Source organism: Acetatifactor aquisgranensis, from assembly GCF_943193215.1.
Classification (GTDB): Bacteria; Bacillota; Clostridia; order Lachnospirales; family Lachnospiraceae; genus Acetatifactor; species Acetatifactor aquisgranensis.
The window spans coordinates 45171-57879 of record NZ_CALPDH010000016.1 but is presented as its reverse complement, the minus strand read 5'-3'; the positions used below and the strand labels follow the sequence as shown (position 1 = coordinate 57879).

General features: G+C 54.5%; 10 protein-coding genes. 9 read left to right on the top strand and 1 reads right to left on the bottom strand.

All coding sequences use genetic code 11. The features are described from left to right. Positions 1 to 43 precede the first annotated feature (43 nt). Entirely contained in the window at positions 44 to 1963 is a 1920-nt protein-coding gene (locus NFS35_RS14755; protein WP_251207885.1) for a family 78 glycoside hydrolase catalytic domain, read from the top strand. 91 nt (positions 1964 to 2054) lie between these two features. On the opposite strand, the gene NFS35_RS14750 is transcribed toward NFS35_RS14755, so the two are convergent. Continuing rightward, a complete protein-coding gene (locus NFS35_RS14750) occupies positions 2055 to 3059 on the bottom strand; it encodes a helix-turn-helix transcriptional regulator (protein ID WP_251207884.1) in 1005 nt (334 codons plus the stop codon). A gap of 282 nt (positions 3060 to 3341) precedes the next feature. On the opposite strand from NFS35_RS14750, the gene NFS35_RS14745 reads away from it, so the two are divergent. From NFS35_RS14745 to NFS35_RS14710, 8 genes are all read left to right on the top strand, one after another. Continuing rightward, positions 3342 to 5063, top strand: coding sequence for a type 2 periplasmic-binding domain-containing protein (locus NFS35_RS14745; protein WP_251207883.1), 1722 nt, complete (start codon positions 3342 to 3344; stop codon positions 5061 to 5063). 24 nt (positions 5064 to 5087) lie between these two features. Continuing rightward, complete coding sequence (locus NFS35_RS14740) at positions 5088 to 6020, top strand: ABC transporter permease (RefSeq protein ID WP_251207882.1); 933 nt, start codon at positions 5088 to 5090, stop codon at positions 6018 to 6020. A gap of 12 nt (positions 6021 to 6032) precedes the next feature. After that, the gene (locus NFS35_RS14735) at positions 6033 to 6932 is read left to right on the top strand and encodes a carbohydrate ABC transporter permease (RefSeq protein ID WP_251207881.1); all 900 of its coding nucleotides are present in this window, start codon (positions 6033 to 6035) and stop codon (positions 6930 to 6932) included. Positions 6933 to 6953: 21 nt separating this feature from the next. Beyond that, positions 6954 to 8189, top strand: coding sequence for a glycoside hydrolase family 116 protein (locus tag NFS35_RS14730; RefSeq protein ID WP_251207880.1), 1236 nt, complete (start codon positions 6954 to 6956; stop codon positions 8187 to 8189). Between the two features lie 18 nt (positions 8190 to 8207). Continuing rightward, positions 8208 to 9956 (top strand): glycoside hydrolase family 36 protein, encoded by a 1749-nt coding sequence (locus NFS35_RS14725; protein WP_251207879.1) that lies wholly within the window; start codon positions 8208 to 8210, stop codon positions 9954 to 9956. A gap of 105 nt (positions 9957 to 10061) precedes the next feature. Beyond that, on the top strand, positions 10062 to 10565 hold the full coding sequence (locus NFS35_RS14720; RefSeq protein ID WP_330640238.1) for a hypothetical protein: 504 nt from the start codon (positions 10062 to 10064) through the stop codon (positions 10563 to 10565). Between the two features lie 142 nt (positions 10566 to 10707). Next, positions 10708 to 11706, top strand: a complete 999-nt coding sequence (locus NFS35_RS14715; RefSeq protein WP_251207878.1) for a metallophosphoesterase family protein — start codon at positions 10708 to 10710, stop codon at positions 11704 to 11706. A gap of 251 nt (positions 11707 to 11957) precedes the next feature. Continuing rightward, the gene (locus NFS35_RS14710) at positions 11958 to 12653 is read left to right on the top strand and encodes a LytR/AlgR family response regulator transcription factor (RefSeq protein ID WP_251207877.1); all 696 of its coding nucleotides are present in this window, start codon (positions 11958 to 11960) and stop codon (positions 12651 to 12653) included. The last annotated feature ends 56 nt before the right edge of the window (positions 12654 to 12709 follow it).

Here is a 12709-nt window from a genome sequence, read left to right as displayed (position 1 = left end):
CACATGGCAGCATAATGAGCAGGAAAGGAAGCGGGTAAATTTTATGGAAAAAGCATTTGAAAATGCGCTGTGGATTTGGTGCAACGCCAATCCCCGGGCGGACGAGTATGGGGAGTTTCTGGATCGGTTCGACTATGAAGCGGGCAATGTGACTTTGCGCATCTCGGCGGACAGCAATTATGCGGCGTATGTGAACGGCGTGCTTGCGGCATGGGGGCAGTATGCGGATTTCCCCTACGACAAGGTGTACGACGAGGTGGACATCACCGCCTGCTGTACAAAGGGGGCGAATTGCATCGCCATAGTGGTGTGGTATTATGGCATAGCCAGTTCCTCTACATACTGCCTGGGCAACGCGGGCTTGCTGTATGAGGTTGTGGGAGAGGAAAAAATGCTGTGCAGAAGCAGTGAGGACACGCTCTCCCGCATGAGCAGGGCCTACCGGAACCACAGGATGCATATCATCACCGGCCAGCTGGGCTTAGGATATGGCTACGATGCCGCCAAAGAGGATGACTGGATGACAGGAGCGTCATCAGATTTTCATCCGGCAGTGGTGGTAAAGCAGGAACTTCCCCTGCGCATCAGGCCCTGCGATAAACTGACATTGCTGTCAGATGTAGACGGCACAGAGTGCAAACGAATCAGCGACACGGATGTCATTTTTGACCTTGGCAGCGAGCAGGTAGGATTCCTGCGCCTGAAGCTGAACTCTCCCCGGGAGCAGGATATCACCATAGCCTACGGAGAGCATATAGAGGACGGCTGTGTGCGCCGGATTATCGGCGGCAGGGACTTCAGCGTTTCCTACAGGGCGAAGCAAGGGGAAAACGAATACCTGAATCCTTTCCGCAGGCTGGGCTGCCGGTATCTGGAGATTCATACGGAGCATCCGGTGACCGTGGAGAAGCTGGCCATTGCCCCTGCCATGTATGTCCTTGCGGAAAAGGCAAGGCCCCGGCTGAACGCGCTGCAGACGAAGATTTACGACATGTGTGTGGAGACCCTGCACCTGTGCATGCATGAGCACTACGAGGACTGTCCCTGGAGGGAGCAGGCGCTGTACGCCATGGACAGCCGCAACCAGATGCTGGCCGGGTATTATGCCTTCGGGGAGTACCGTTTCCCCAGGGCCTGCCTGCAGCTGATGTCCAAAGACAGGCGGGAGGACGGGCTGATGTCTATCTGCTATCCTATCAAGATGGATTTCGTCATTCCCTCTTTCTCCCTGCATTATATCACGGAGTGCAGGGAGTACCTGGACTACAGCGGCGATTTGGCATTCCTGGAGGAAATCTATCCGAAGCTGGTGTCCGTGGCGGAGGCGTTCACCAGCCATATAAAGGACGGCCTGATACCGCCCTTTGCGGGGAAAAGATACTGGAACTTCTATGAATGGCGGCAGGGGCTGGACGGAGCGGCCACCGATACCTCCCGGCCGGATGTGATCCTGAACGCGCTGCTGTCCCTGGCGCTGCAGAATCTGGGGGCAATAGCGGACAGGCTGGGCAGGAAGAACGATTACAGCGCTCAGGCCCAAACCCTTAACGGCCATATCCGTCAGGCATTCTGGGACGAGGAGGCCGGACTATGCCGCAATCTGTCCCGGGGAGGCGGCGGCAGCCAGTTGGGGAACGCCCTGGCAATCCTCTGCGGCGCGGTGACGGGCAGTGAGGCGGAAAGCTTATGCCGGCGCCTGCGGACGGATGAAGCGCTGACGCCGATCTCCCTGTCCATGCTCTGCTTTAAGTACGATGCCTGGCTGAAAGTGGACAAAGAGCGCTATGCCCCGGTGATTCTGGAGGATATCGAGAGGATATACACCCCCATGGTGGAATACGGCGGCACGACGGTATGGGAGACGGAGCTGGGGGAGAAAGATTTTGACAATGCCGGAAGCCTGTGCCATGGATGGAGCGCAATGCCGATATATTATTATCATATTTTAGAGAACCGGCTGTAGGGCGGCCAAGCCGCGTTTTTGGATCGCCGGGACAGCCTGATAAAGAGTTTTGCCGGGGAGGCCGCGGGAATGGATTCCCGCGGCCTCCTTTTCAGTAGGTCAGAAAATAGTCCTCGGTCTGGGCAGGCAGATCGATGGTGCTGGCTTTATCCAATTCATGCCCGGAGGTATGTCCCTCGGAATTGTCCGCCTGGCGGAACTCGCTGGGGCTCAACCCGGTCTTCTCCTTAAAAATACGGGAAAAATAGAGAGGGTCAGGAAAGCCGCACTGATAGGAAATCTCGCTGATGCTCCGGTCTGTCTTCAGAAGCTTGTTCTTCGCCGCCTCTATGCGGTATTCGGAGAGGTATTGCTTGATAGAGACTCCCATCTCCTGTTTGAACAGGGACGAGAGATAGCTGCGGTTCAAATGCAGATAGCTGGCGATGGCTTCTACTTTCAGATTTTCGCTGTAGTTGTCCTGAATCAGCGTGACCACAGCGCTGACCCACTGCTGCCTGGAATAGCCGATTCCGAACAGGGCGGCATTGTCCTCCAGCAGAGGCGAGTGGAACGTCAGGCGCTTTTCCTTGTTTTCCAGATATAAAATGGAAAAAAGCTGGTACAGCAGGCTGCAGGTCTTCATATACAGGGCGTAGATGTCATCCTGATACAGCATTGCCACATCGACGATTTGCGCCAGCACATCGAAGACAGAGGGATCGGAAAAATGTACGGCCTGCTTTCCGGGACGGAAACCGATTTTGGCAAGCAGATCCTCCGCCAGCGTCCCGGAGATGCCGATCCAATAATAGGCCCAGATGCTGCCGGTCTGAGAATGATAGGTGGACAGCTCGTTGGGATATATCAAAAAGCAGTCGTTGGCGTTCACCTTATAGGAGGCGTTCTGCAGATGGAGACAGCCGGAACCGGCGCTGACGAAATGCAGCAGGAAATGGTCGCGGACTCTGGGACGGACCTGGACGGAATGGCAGCGGTCCTGGCAGCCTGTCTGGATCAGAATCAGGTTTTTGTCCCGTTTGACATTGTAGAAATGAATGAAGCGCTGTAAATCGTCATGGTATTTATGGATTTTGATTAATGACTGCGTTGCCATGAGAGAATCCTCCCCGAATCGGATGTAATTCACATCTTTCCCCTCAATTATATAGGAAAAATATATATCTTGCAAGCGCCTGGGACAAATGACTTGTGCAGTTTGAGAGAAAGGGAATCCGAAAAAGATTCCTCCACTGACAAAATGTATAGCCGACCCAACATTTCTCCATGTCGGCGTAGCTTTTTTCCATTGGTAGAAAAAGCGGAAATCCTTATAATTTCATTATAAACCTTAGATTCAGGGACGACAATCCCGGGAAAGCAGAAAAGGAGAAAAATTATGAGGAAGAAAAAGAGTTCACTGATTGCGGCAGTTTTAATCGCGGGCTTACTGGCAGGATGCGGGAATTCGGGAAGCGCAGGGGTATCCGGCAGCGCGGGAGAGTCCGGCGGCACAGACGCTTCACAGGCGCAGGCAGAATCCGGCCAGGGCTCCGGCAATTTCAATGAGTTCGGCTGGGAAGTGCCCGAGGAGACCCTGGAGATCAATATCCTGGACGCCTCCGGAAGCTATGCCCCCACAGAGGCGGAAAAAGCCGGAGAAGAGAACGTAATCGCGTATTTTAAGGAAAAATTCAATATCCAGTTCAATATTCAGCACATTACCGGTGACGGGACGGAAGCCGTGAACCTGGCGCTGGCATCCGGGGATTACCCGGACATCATCAGGAACCTGTCCTTCACCACCATGGAGAAATTCGTCAAGATGAATAAGGCGGTGGAGCTGACCCCTTACATGGACAACATCGGGGCGGACGTGAAAGCTTCCATGGGCGAGCACTATCCTCTGTTCCTGGACAATGACATGAAGCTCTGGTACGTGCCCACCCTGATGGGCAGCATCTCGGAACTGCCGGACAACAGCGCCCACATCCGCTACGATGAGTGGCAGGCAATCGGCGCGCCGGAAATCAAGACGCCGGATGATTACTACAATGCGCTGAACGCGATTCTGGAGAAATTCCCCACCGCTCCCAACGGGGAGACCAGATACGCCATGTCCCTGTACGAAGACCCCGATCCGGCTACATACAGCGGCTTCTGGGGCCTGAAGAACGGCTACAAAGTGGATGATGAGGGCAACTTTACCTACTGGGCGTTCACGGATGAAGGCAAAGAGATGACAAAGTTCTTCAACCGCTTCTATCAGGACAAGACCCTTGATCCCGATGCCTTTGCCAACAATTTTGAACAGTGGAAAGCCAAGTTCTCCAGCGAGAGGATCGTGGGCGCGGTTGGCGGCTGGTGGATCAGCTACAACGCGGGACATGAGGTGTGGCAGAGCATGGATCCCAACATGCCTGAGGACAAACGCTTCGTGCAGATCAGCTTCAAGGGGGAGAATGCCGAGGGCGCGTACCTGAGCGGCAAGAATTACCTTGGCAGCTCATGCACCATCATCACGGACAAGGCGAAGAATCCGGAAGCCCTCATGAAATTCATCAATTTCCAGGCCACAGACCTTGGGAAAGCAATCTCCGGATGGGGCATTCCGAACGGTACGCCGATAGGAGATACAGGAAGAACCGGCAAGTTCTGGAACATCGATGAGAACGGCAACTGGGAGGTGGATTCCGAGGCCAAGCAGCAGCTCGTTACCGAGACCTGGTCCTACGATGACGAATATTACTGGCAGGGCGTGCCCTGGCTGTTCATGAACCAGTCCAGATGGGAGGACGGGGAGCACAATATCTGGCCTAACCAGATGTGGTATGAAGAGAACAAGTGGAAGTCCATGATGATTGAAAACATGGCGGGCACGATTTTTGACGCCTCCACCTACACGCTGCGGGTGAAATCCGATGAAGTCAAACTGGCGGAGCAATCCGTGAAAGATGCCTGGAAGATGAACTGGCCGATCGCGGTACAGGCCAACAATGATGAGGAATTCGAGGCTGCGTGGACGAAACTGCAGGATGCCCTGACAGTGGCGGGAATCGATAAGATTGAAGAGGCTTATTCCGAGAACTACAAGAAAGCCATGGAGAAGATGGGGCAGTGATACAGCTGACGAGAGGATAAAAGCATGGTAGAAAAAATCAAAAAGAAAGCGGGACATTGTTGGAAAATGTTTCAGAAGCAGCGCCAGCTCTGGCTGCTGTGCATTCCGATTATCATATGGGTAATCCTGTTTGCCTATGTGCCCATGTACGGTCTGCTGATTGCTTTTGTGGATTATATGCCCGGCATGTCCGTTTTTGACTGTGAATTCGTGGGACTGAAATATTTCAGGGAATTTGTGCTCAGCCCGGTGTTTCTGCAGCTTTTGCGCAACACGCTGGCCATGAGCGTCATGGGGCTGACATTCGGATTCGTGGCGCCTATACTGTTCGCGCTGTGCGTCAATGAACTGAAGAACGGATGGTTCAAGAAATGCGTCCAGACCACCTCCTATCTGCCGCATTTTATCTCCTGGGTCGTGGCGGGCAGCATGATTTTCATGCTGCTCTCCAACGAAGGAATCATAAACGATATCCTGAAGCGGCTGCATCTGGTGGAGGAGGCGATTCCGTTCCTGACGGAGGGCAGGTATTACTGGGTGATGTACACCATAGCCAACATCTGGAAAGGCATGGGATGGGCCTCTATCATCTATCTCTCCGCCATGTCCAGCATGGATTCGGAGCTGATGGAAGCCGGGGCGGTAGACGGCATGGGGCGGCTGGGAGTGGTGCGCTATGTCATCCTGCCTACGATTCTGCCCACCATAGTAGTGCAGTGGATTTTAGGAATCGGAGGAATCCTGAACGCGGGATTTGAGCAGCATCTGGTGCTGGGCAATGCCTCCACGCAGAATTACTGGGATGTCATCGATACCTATTCCTACCGGTACGGCATCCAACTGGGCTACTACTCCATCGGTACCGCAGTAGGGCTGATGAAGTCCGTGATCGGGGTGCTCCTGGTATGGGCCACCAACTGGTTCTGCCGCAAGAAGCTGGATACGGCAATTTTTTAAAGGAGGGATATCATGAGTCGTCCGTTCTATATCAAACAGACAAAGTCGGGAAGAGTGTTCGACGCGTTTAACATTGTATTGATGATTCTGGTTCTGGTCGCGGTGGTATATCCCTTTGTCAACGTGCTGGCGATTTCGTTCAATGACGGCTATGACGCGGTCAGGGGGGGTATCTATCTGTGGCCCAGAGTGTTCTCGCTGGAAAACTATAAATTCGTCCTGGCGGACAGCAGCCTGATACGCGGTTTCGTGGTGTCCGTGCTGCGTACCGTGATCGGCACCGTGACGGCGGTCCTGGGGAATGCGCTGCTGGGGTATGTCGTCAGCTGCAGGCAGTTTAGCGGCAGGAAGTTCATGCGGATCCTGTTTCTGATCACCATGTATTTCGGCGGCGGGCTGATTCCGGTCTATCTGCTCATGACTAGACTGGGCCTGGTGAATACGCTGGCGGTCTATTGGGTTCCCTCCATATTCAGCGCCTACTATATGCTCCTGTGCGCGTCCTATGTCCAGAATCTGCCCGAAGCGCTCTTTGAGGCCGCAAGGGTGGACGGAGCCAGCGAACTGTGCATCTTTACCCGGTTCGTCCTGCCGCTGAGCGTCCCCATGCTGGCCTGCATCGCCATTTATGTAGGGGTGGGCCACTGGAATTCCTGGTTCGATGTGAATCTGTACAGCAAGAACGGTACCTGGGACAATCTGCAGATTATCCTGTACCGCATCCTGAACCAGACCAATGCCATCTCCAACATGACGGATTCCGTCATGATCGCGGAAAAGATGAGGGGAATCCAGCCGCTCACCGTGCGCGCGGCCATTACGATTATCGTGGTGGTGCCCATTATCGTGATTTACCCTTTTTTCCAGAGATATTTCGTCTCCGGCATGACGCTGGGCGCGGTGAAACAGTAGAGGAGTACAGGGAGGCAGACTATGGCAGAAAAGGGAAGAATCGAATTTACCACATCGGAGGAATTCTGGAACAGAGGATTTGCCTGGGCGAAAGAACAGGCCCTTGCCTACAGCCATGAGGGCGACCTGGTAGGGAAATGGTACGAGGCCGCCCTGCCTGACAGACAGGCATTCTGCATGCGGGATGTGGCCCATCACGCGAAAGGAGCGGAGGCTCTGGGGCTTCGGGAGCACACCAAGAATATGCTCCTGCGCTTCGCCCAGAGCGTTGCGGAGAGCAGGCAGTTCTGCGGCTTCTGGGAGATAGACAAGGATTACAGGCCCTGTCCGGTGGATTACGCCGGAGACCAGGACTTCTGGTACAATCTGCCCGCGAATTTCGACGTGACGGACGCCTGCTACAGGATGTACCGGATGACAGGGGACAGGGACTATCTGTTCCAGTCGGATTTCGTGCGCTTTTATCAGACCACAGTGGAGGAATACGCCCGCTTATGGGACAGGGACGGGGACGGGCTCCTGGAGCGCAGATATCCCGGCTCCAGGCTGGGGATACCCTCCTACTGTGAGGACAGCCGGTTCATGGAGGCTCAGGCGCTGATCGATCTTCTGGCCATTGAAATCAGGGGATACCGCTCCGCGGAGGCCCTGTTCGGATGCCGGAAAGACCAGGAGAGGAGCGCCCGCTGCAGAGCGACGGCGCATAAGCTGGAACAGCTGCTGTACGAGCAGTGGTGGGACGATGAAGAACAAATGTTCTATAAGGTAAAAGACAAAGAGGGGAAGCTGCGGCACAGCGATGAAATCGGGCACACCCTGAGCCTGAGCTATTACCAGGTGGTGGAGGATGGGCAGAAATCAAAGGCGGTGCTGGACATCCTCGACGAAGAGGGGCTGAAAGGGATAAATGTGGAAAGCCTTTCCCATTACCCGGCGCTGTTCTATCGGAACGGACAGCCGCAGCGGGGAGAGAAATGGCTGAAAGAGCTGATATCGCCCGATCTTTTCCGCAGGGAGTACCCGGAAGTGTCCTACGCGGCTGTGGAGACATTTATCTACGAAATGGCGGGAATACATCCGAATGGGCCCGAGGCGGGCATCCGGATAGCGCCGCGGCTGCCGGAGGGAATGACCTGGTTCCGGATAGAAAATCTGCCTTTCCTGAACGGCGAAATAGATGTATACTGGAAGAGCGGTTCACTTTCTGTAACGAACCGCACAGGGCAGGCCATAACAGTGAACGGAAGAAAACTATGAATGCAGGAGGAATGGCAGATGGAGATGCCGATTATCAAAAAGGGCGCGCGATATGCGACTGGCTTAAGCCGCAAAGAGACAGGAGAAGAAACGGAGGTTTTCAGCGTTTCCCTCGCCCGAAGCAAAGAGGCAGGAGAGGAAAAGGAGATTTGGGCGGAATGGAGGTTCCCCTATGTGGACTGCGCCGGTATCTGGAATCCGCTGTGCGGCTTCGACCGCTCCATAGATGCGGATTACGGCAGGTTCCGGGAAAGCATGACAGCCAGGTCGGCGCCAATCTGCTGTATCTTCAGCGAGGACGGGGAGAACCGCTGCACGGTGGCGGTGTCCGAGACCAGAGAGCGGATTGGCATCCGGGCCGGCGTGCGTGAGGAAAACGGGACACTGGTTCTGCAGATACGGATTCCGGCGGAGATTGTGGAAAAGAACGGCTCCTGCGTGCTGGACATTCGGATAGATAGAAGCAGGGTGCCTTTTTACAGGGCCATCGAGAAAGTGAGCGAATGGTGGGAGGAGTGCGGCATCGCGCCGGTGCACGCCCCGGACAGGGCCAAGGAGCCGGTGTATTCCACCTGGTATGCGTACCACCAGAACCTGTCGGCGGCGGAAATCGAGGAAGAGTGCCGTCTTGCGGCGGAGCTGGGCTTTAAGACCGTCATTCTGGACGACGGCTGGCAGACGGACGACAACAACAGAGGCTATGCGTTCTGCGGGGACTGGGAGGTGTCCGGGAACAGGTTCCCCGATTTCGCGGAGCATGTGCGGAGGGTCCATGCCATGGGCCTGAAATACATGATCTGGTACAGCGTGCCTTTTCTGGGGAGGAAATGCCGGAAGTGGGAGGAGCTTCAGGACATGCTTCTGACCTATGACGACAATCCGCTGATTCAGGCGGGCGTGCTGGATCCGCGCTGTAAAAAGGTAAGGGACTATCTGACGGATATCTATGAGCGCGCTGTGAGAGAGTGGGACCTGGACGGACTCAAGCTGGATTTCGTGGATACCATAGTGGAGCAGGAGGATTCCCCGGCTTACGATCCGGAAAAGATGGATTTCGAGAGCGTACAGGAAGCGCTGGACTGTCTGATGCGCAGGGTGTATGAGAAGCTTTCCGGGAAAGACAAGGATATCATGATTGAATTCCGGCAGGGCTATATCGGGCCGAACATGCGCCGGTACGGGAATATGTTCCGCGTCTCGGACTGCCCCGATTCGGCTGTACGCAACCGTGTGGGAATCGTGGATCTGCGCATGCTCAGCGGACAGACGGCGGTGCACAGCGATCCTCTGATGTGGCATGAGGAGGAAGAGCCCCGGATAGCGGCCATCCAGATTATCTCCAGTATTTTTGCCACGCCCCAGATTTCCGTGAAGATGCAGACCCTGACGCCGGACATGCGCAGGATGCTTCGGTTCTGGATCGGATTCATGAGGGAGAACAGAGAGCTCCTACAGGGCCAGCCCATCTGCGCTGCGGAGCCCCACAATCTGTATCCGGTGGTCTGGACCCGGAAAGAGGAACGGGCGGTCATGGCTGTATATACGGAAAACCGTATACTGCACATTCCGGGAGGCGTAAAGGACTGCGTGATATTGAACGGCACGAAAGGGAACCGCATGGTTCTGGATACGAAAGGCGTTTCGGGCAGCGTGACGGTAAAGGACTGCTTCGGAGATGTGGTGGGCAGCCAGGAGATAGACGGCCGGTGCGGATTCTGCGAGATTGCCGTGCCGGTGTCGGGACAGGTATACTTCCGCGGGCGGTAAGCCTGGCCGGGAAACGTAAAAAGCCTTTCATGCACGGAGAATGAGACTTTATCCCATGTTATAGTGCATGATTCCATCTGGAAGAAATCTGTCTGGGAGAGTATAATGGTTCCTGAACATGGAAATGGTTCCCGTGTAACGCCGCACATTGGCAAGGGGAACCTGGTGCGAAAGAAAGGAACGAAACAGATGGCAGAGATGGATTACCGTAGAGAGATTGACGAGGCGATGTGCGCGGGACAGGAGGCGCTCCGCTGCCTGAACCAGGCGAAAGACTGTTTGAACAGCGCAGGGAACTGGGGCATTGTAGACATGCTGGGAGGCGGGATGCTCACCACTTTCATAAAGCGTTCCAAGATGAAAGACGCGGACGCGCTGGTGCAGCAGGCCCGCAGCGCCCTGAAGCGGTTCCAGAGGGAGCTGATGGACGTGGACAGCATACCGGAGTTCCACATCCAGACAGGTGATTTCCTGTCTTTCGCGGATTATTTCTTTGACGGATTCGTGGCCGACATGCTGGTGCAGTCCAAGATAAACGACGCCAGGCGCCAGGTGGAGAATGCGATACAGAAAGTGAATTATATCATGAGCCAGCTGAAGGCATTGTAAGGCAGAATATAGCATTTCTGCAGATTGGAATGGCTGGCAGAGCCATCGATAGAAAATTAAAGGTAACTTAAGAAAGAAGCCTTTGGAATGTTAAGAAATCCATGTTTCAATAGAAGTCAGAACAGAGGCGGAGGAAAGAGACATGGATTTGGCGGTTCTGGCGGATATTCACAGCAATTACATCGCCCTGGAGCGGTGCATGGAATATGCATTGGCCAGGGGCATCGAGGATTTTTTGTTCCTGGGGGACTATATAGGCGAAATGGCCTATCCGGAGCGGACGATGGCGCTGATTTATGATTACAGAGAGCACTATGGCTGTACTTTTATCCGGGGCAACAAGGAGAACTATTGGATGAACTATCGCGCCGGCGGGGAAAGGGGATGGCAGGAATTTGACTCTACCACGGGAGCGCTGTGGTACGCCTATCATCATCTGACGGACAGGGATTTGGACTTCTTCGGCGGGCTGCCCATTGCCCGCAGGCTGGAGTACGGATTTCTTCCGCCGCTTATGGCCTGCCATGGCTCTCCGTACAGCGAGCGGGAGGATATGCGGGCGGGGACAGAGAGGGCCAGGGAAATCCTGGCACAGGCGGACACGGAGCTGGTTCTCTGCGCGCATACCCATAAGCAGGAAAAAGAGGTCTGGCAGGGCAGGACGATGCTGAACCCCGGTTCCGTAGGCCATTCGCTGGGGGCCGGGGGAAAAAGCCAGTTCATGATTTTACACGGAGAGACAGAGGCTGGGCAGAGAGACGGAATCTGCAAGACGGGCAATGGGGACGAGGCGGCCAGGCTCCCCGGCGCAGGCCATGGCGATGGAATCGAAGCCCCGCGGGAGAGGCGGGAAGCCTGCGGCGGGCAGATATGTGCAGGAACCTGGCGGGAGGAATTCGTCACGCTGGACTATGACAGGGAAGAAGTCATCCTCCAGCTGACAGAATCCGGCCTGCGCGCCCGGACGCCGAACTGGTGCAGGATTACGGAACATTCCCTGCGGGGCGGTTCGGAGGAGATTCACCATGCGAAGGTGCTTGGCCGGGTGATGGCGCTGTGTGAAAAGGGGGAAGGACAGTGCGACTGGCCCCATATTCCGGAAAAGTATTGGGAAATGGCAATAAAGGAATTTTTCCCGTAAACTTTTTCAGAGAATAGCCGAAATATGTAACATAAGGACAGGTGGAAAGCTAAGGACAGCAGACAAATGTGGAAGCACAGGTTTGCTGTCTTTTTGTATGTCTTGGGAGTTTGACAGCCGTCTGCAACGGTTCGTGACATTACAGACCGCATTTTGTTACATAATACAAAAGTGGCACAGCCATCCTGTCGAAATAAAAAGGGAAGCGTGGTCATGGGAAATATGGACGCGCCGGACATAAGAGGTGGGGCATGAGGGTCGCGATATGTGATGATGATAAGGAGAGCTGCGCCAGACTGCGCAGTCTGATCAAAAAGCAGGAGCCGGAATGCGAGGTGGCCTGTTTTGACACGGGAAAGCATTTTCTGGAGACAAGAAAGCATTTTGATATTCTGCTTCTGGATATCGAGATGGAGGAGATGAGCGGGATAGAGGTGGCCAGGATCCTGCGCATTAATCAGGAGAAGACCATACTGATATTCGTGACGGCCCGAAAGGAATACGCCGCGGAGGCTTTCGAGGTAGAGGCTTTTTCCTATCTGTTAAAGCCGGTGGAGCCGGAGAAGTTCTGCAGGGTATTTGAGAGCGCCTGCAGGGAAGCAAGGAAGATGGAGAGCGCAGGCGGGGAGAAGCTTTTTTTCCAGACAAAGGCCAGACGCTTTGTGGTACAGAAGAGGGAAATCCTGTATGTAGAGAGCCATAAGCGCAAGGTTGAGATTCATACCCTGGGCGAAAACATCACGATTTATGCCACGATGAAGAGCATGGAAGAGCTGCTGGGAGATGGTTTCTTCCGCTGCCACAGGGGCTATCTGGTGAATCTGGCCTATGTGGCGGAATACGAAACAGGCGCCATCCTGCTGAAAAACGGCGAGAATGTGTATCTGGCCAGAGAGAAATATTCGGAATTCGACAGAGCATACACAAAGTATCTTCAAACCGTATAATGCAAAATGCGCCGGTATTGAGTTGAGTGCTGGACATATCAGGACAATACATAAAC

Excerpts from the sequence above, each read along its gene's own strand:
- NFS35_RS14755 (WP_251207885.1), top strand. The coding sequence starts at position 44 with ATGGAAAAAGCATTTGAAAATGCGCTGTGGATTTGGTGCAACGCCAAT.
- NFS35_RS14750 (WP_251207884.1), bottom strand. The coding sequence starts at position 3,059 with ATGGCAACGCAGTCATTAATCAAAATCCATAAATACCATGACGATTTA.
- NFS35_RS14745 (WP_251207883.1), top strand. The coding sequence starts at position 3,342 with ATGAGGAAGAAAAAGAGTTCACTGATTGCGGCAGTTTTAATCGCGGGC.
- NFS35_RS14740 (WP_251207882.1), top strand. The coding sequence starts at position 5,088 with ATGGTAGAAAAAATCAAAAAGAAAGCGGGACATTGTTGGAAAATGTTT.
- NFS35_RS14735 (WP_251207881.1), top strand. The coding sequence starts at position 6,033 with ATGAGTCGTCCGTTCTATATCAAACAGACAAAGTCGGGAAGAGTGTTC.
- NFS35_RS14730 (WP_251207880.1), top strand. The coding sequence starts at position 6,954 with ATGGCAGAAAAGGGAAGAATCGAATTTACCACATCGGAGGAATTCTGG.
- NFS35_RS14725 (WP_251207879.1), top strand. The coding sequence starts at position 8,208 with ATGGAGATGCCGATTATCAAAAAGGGCGCGCGATATGCGACTGGCTTA.
- NFS35_RS14720 (WP_330640238.1), top strand. The coding sequence starts at position 10,062 with ATGGTTCCTGAACATGGAAATGGTTCCCGTGTAACGCCGCACATTGGC.
- NFS35_RS14715 (WP_251207878.1), top strand. The coding sequence starts at position 10,708 with ATGGATTTGGCGGTTCTGGCGGATATTCACAGCAATTACATCGCCCTG.
- NFS35_RS14710 (WP_251207877.1), top strand. The coding sequence starts at position 11,958 with ATGAGGGTCGCGATATGTGATGATGATAAGGAGAGCTGCGCCAGACTG.